Annotated in this window: 5 protein-coding genes and 1 pseudogene; all 6 read right to left on the reverse strand. The window is 31.7% G+C overall.

Annotation, left to right across the window (positions count from 1 at the left end; all coding sequences use genetic code 11):
• Window positions 1-287 precede the first annotated feature (287 nt).
• The gene (locus DMC01_RS11960; RefSeq protein WP_142694423.1) at window positions 288-812 is read right to left on the reverse strand and encodes a hypothetical protein; all 525 of its coding nucleotides are present in this window, start codon (window positions 810-812) and stop codon (window positions 288-290) included.
• Between the two features lie 17 nt (window positions 813-829).
• Entirely contained in the window at window positions 830-1,348 is a 519-nt protein-coding gene (locus DMC01_RS11965; protein WP_142694424.1) for a hypothetical protein, read from the reverse strand.
• Between the two features lie 3 nt (window positions 1,349-1,351).
• The gene (locus tag DMC01_RS13915) at window positions 1,352-1,501 is read right to left on the reverse strand and encodes a hypothetical protein (RefSeq protein WP_185908924.1); all 150 of its coding nucleotides are present in this window, start codon (window positions 1,499-1,501) and stop codon (window positions 1,352-1,354) included.
• 161 nt (window positions 1,502-1,662) lie between these two features.
• Entirely contained in the window at window positions 1,663-2,904 is a 1,242-nt protein-coding gene (locus tag DMC01_RS11970; RefSeq protein ID WP_142694425.1) for a Cj0814 family flagellar-dependent secreted protein, read from the reverse strand.
• Between the two features lie 23 nt (window positions 2,905-2,927).
• A complete protein-coding gene (locus DMC01_RS11975; protein WP_142694426.1) occupies window positions 2,928-3,509 on the reverse strand; it encodes a bacteriocin in 582 nt (193 codons plus the stop codon).
• Between the two features lie 162 nt (window positions 3,510-3,671).
• Window positions 3,672-4,296: pseudogene (locus DMC01_RS11980) on the reverse strand (hypothetical protein); the annotation flags it as partial.

A 4,296-nucleotide genomic window follows, 5' to 3' on the forward strand; every position in this document is an offset into this window, starting at 1 on the left:
CAAGAAAATCATCAGCCAAAGAAAAACTTGTTAGTAAGGCACTAAGAAATGCAATTTTAAAGAATGTTTTTAGCATTTTTAATCCTTGTAATTTAATATTTTGTGAATTTAACACAAACTGCTAATTTGCTTCTTAAACAATTTAATTTTGTGAATTTAGCACTAAGCTCTAGCACGAAATTTATTCAAAATATATTTAAAGGTTTAAAGATTAAAAATACAAAAAACTTTCAAACTAAATACTCTACTATTTTAAATCGACAAGTTATTTTAAAACTTTAGAATTTTTATGCCTTTATATCAAGCTTGACACTCAAACTACTCACATTAGAAAAATCGCTTTCAAATCCAGCTTCTAAAAACATTTTTAAAAGCTTGTTTATTTGCTGGTTTTTAAGCTCAAGCCATTTTGTCTTAAACTCATCTAAACTTGTGCTTGTTTTATAGATTTGCATAAGATCTTTATCAATGAAAGCATTTACAAGTGGCAAGTCATTTTTGCTGATAAATTCATTAAGCTCATTTTCATCTATAATGCCCTTGCTGAGTTGCTGCTCGATAGAATTTTCAACCGAAGAAATATCTTTTGTAGCTTCATTGTATTTATCTACAAGCACTTTAAATGCATTATTCATAACTGTGTTGATTTTCATAAGCTCCTCATCGCTTGAATTTTCCCAAGGTGTGCCATACTTCCAACTAAAATCATCTTGTATGGCTTTTTTATCGCTACTTTGTTCTGCGGTTTTAGCATTTTGCCTTTGTGCTAAAATGTTTGAATTTAATGGTGCTATGTTTGTAGAAGTTATCATTGAACAATCCTTTTAATTTATGGTAACCATTTGGTATTTGATGGTATTTTGCCGTAACGAAGCATATACTCCATTTCGCCTTTATGTGCCTTAGATAGCTCTTTCACTATGGTATTGTTATTTAAAAGGGCACTACTGGTGATATTATAAGTGTGTCCCTTAGTATTATCATAAATTGCTACGCCATAATTAAAGTATAAGAAGCGTCCATTTCTACTATAAGCTATATTTTTTTTGACAGTGTAGGCTAAAGAGTAAAGCACTGGGTCCCCAACAACTTGCATATACTCTTGAAGTCTTTTTTGATTTTGCCAATAAGGTGTTTGAGTATTCTTAAACATATAGCAATCAGTGATTCCTAAACCACAAAGGCTACTTTTTGATGAAACATAGTTTCCGTCTGCATCGTATTTTATTTCTGTGCCTTTTCGTCCAGTGAAAGTGAAACCAGCATCACTAGCGTTAATAGTTGTATAAGCTACAACAGCAAGCTCGTAACCACTTATAAGCTTATAGGCTGTTAAATACCCACCCACAACCTAACTTGTTTCATCAAGTGTAAGTTTTTTAACCCCAGCCAAGTTATCACTTAAAACACCATTTGTAAGTTTAACAAGAAAATCATCAGCCAAAGAAAAACTTGAGAATAAAGCACTTAAAAGTGCAACTTTAAAGAATGTTTTTGACATAATCTGCTCCTTTAAATTTAATCTTGTGAATTTAGCACTAAGTTCTAGCACGAAATTTATTCAAAGATATTTAAAAGCTTAAAGATTAAAAATATAAAAAACCTTTCAATTGAATATTTTACTATTCTAAATCGATAAGTTATTTTAAAACTTTAGAATTTTTATGCCTTTATATCAACTCCATTTAATATATTTGTTCTCATCAAATTGAGTAAGGTATTATTTATATTATTGTTTGTGTTACTAAAATTTTTATCATTTTTGATAGAATTAAAAAGTATAGACAGCATATCTAAATCTTGTTGGTTTTTAAGCAGGTCTTTGAATTTAAAATATCCTGTATCTTTGTAAATGTCATTTTTGCTTGTAGCTTGTATGGGGGTGAAGGTTTGTTTGCTTGTGTTTTCTTCGATGTTTGTTTGCTTAGTATTTGTTTGAGTTTTAGCTTGTAGCTTAACTTCTCTATTTTCATTGATTATTTTTTCTTCTGCTTCCCACCGTTTTTTTAGGTTCAAATATCTATCCTTAAACTCCTCTAGTGATAAATTTGAGTTCATTAGCTCATCATATTCTTTTCTTATTTCATCGCCCTCAAAACCAAATTTCTTAAAACCACTATCAAAACCGACAAGCTCTCTAAGTGCTTCAACTTCGGCTTTGCTCATAGTTGTATCCTCGCCTAAAATTTTACCAAGCATATTGATTTCTCCAACTACAAGAGATAAATTTTTAGAAATAAAAGCTACTAAAGCTCCGCCCTTATCAATGCTCTCATCAAAATTTGTATATCTTTGAGCCATATTTTTGTCAAAATATGAGGCTAAAAAATCCTTTTCATCAAAAATCACCGCACTATCTATGCTTTTAAGCTTATCATTTTCATCATAATTTAGCCTTGAAAAAAGATTTCCATTTGCGATTTTACCTTGCTTGATATACTCAGTATATTCTTGTAAATCATAAGTTTTACTTACTTTTAAGTTTTTTGTGTCATAATCAAAAGCCACAGGCAAATCAGCAAAACTTTCTTTTGAAAAAGTTTCATTCAAATTTGGTTCTTTGACAAGCTGAGAAAACAATGTATAAGCATTTTTGATAGTTTGAGCTATATCAATGCTTGAGTAAGAACCCAAACCCTGATGAGTCATCAAAGAGTTTAATTCTTTAAAGTATTGTGAATGTATTTTGTAATCCTTTGGAATACCAGCTTTTTCATTAAAATCACTTGTGAAAAAGCCCTCATTATCTACGCCGTAACCTAGAATTTCATTTACAGCTTCGCTTTTGTCTTTAACGAGCATACTACTAGTGTTTGAATTAGAAGTAAAAATGTTTCCTGCTGTGCTATCTTTTGTATAACTTGTATAGCTTATGAAATTTGTATTTAAAGAATTTACAATCAAACTTTGCTCCTATTAAAAAAATATTACCTCAAGCTACCTATTCTAGGGACATATCCACCCAACTCGTCTTCCATATGCTTTTTATAATTTCTGCTTATTTCTCTAATAACCATATTGTTATTTAGCATACCGCTATTATTGATTTTATAGATATTGCCTGAACGCATATCAAGAACGCCCATACCAAAGGTAAAATACGCAAATCGTCCGTTCCTACTATAAGATGTATGTCTTTTTACTATATATGTAGCAAGATGATAAGGGTCATTGCTTATATTTCTCCATTCAACAAGCCTCCTTGAGCTTGGACGAGGACAAGAGGTCAAATTTATTTCACATAATCCACCCCTTGCTAATTCATTTTGGACACTATAAAATGCCACCGCATACATTTCATCAGGTGCATTCCATTTGCTCCCATTGTCAAATAGGCGAACATAATACCCACCAACAACTTGACTTGCCTCCTCCTCACTAAGCACCTTAACCCCAGCCAAGTTATCACTTAAAGCACCATTTGTAAGTTTAGCAAGAAAATCATCAGCCAAAGATAGGCTTGAGAGTAAGGCACTAAGAAATGCAATTTTAAAGAATGTTTTTGACATAATTTGTTTCTTTAAAATTAATTTTGTGAATTTAACACTAAGTTCTAGCACGAAATTTATTCAAAATATCTTTAAAAGCTTAAAGATAAACAATACAAAAAACCTTTAAACTAAACATTCTACTATTTTCAATCGACAAATTATTTTAAAAGCTTAGAATTTTTATGCCTTTATATCAAGCCTTGAATTGCTAAAAAGCTCTTTAAGCATTTTGGCATTTTCTTGTAGTTGCTTTTGGATAAAGGTAAAAAAGTCCTCATCATCATTTTTCACCACGCTAAATTTATTCATAAAATTACTTAATCTTTCGTTAAATTCATCTAAACTGCTAGCATTCATTAATCCTATATAATCGCCCCAGCCCTTAAGTGGGATAGAAAAATTAAGTGCTGATTGTAGCCGGACACTTTCATTTTCGCTTGTGTTGTCAAGTCCTTGAATTTTACCCCAAATAGTTGCCTCACCCTCAATAAGTGGCTTTTGCGTGGTAAAGGCGTTGTTACTTAAAAAGCCGATTAAAAGTCCTCCTTTTGTGATAGAGCCGTCTTTGTTTGTATATTTATCGCTTGTGGTGTCAAACGAGTAGTTCATTTCTTGCCCTTTGGTGATATTGCTGTGTAAAATGTCTGGGTTAAATGGTGTAGGCGAGGGCTTGTCGTTTTCACTATTTTTAGAGACATTATAAAAGCTAGGAAAGAGTTGTCCGCCATTTGCTTTAAAATTCCCAGAAGCGACTAATTCACTCATTTCACCAAAGGAAAACACTCGTGTAATCTGCCCTATGCTG

The sequence above is a fragment of the Campylobacter troglodytis genome, from assembly GCF_006864425.1.
In the GTDB taxonomy this organism is placed as follows: domain Bacteria; phylum Campylobacterota; class Campylobacteria; order Campylobacterales; family Campylobacteraceae; genus Campylobacter_D; species Campylobacter_D troglodytis.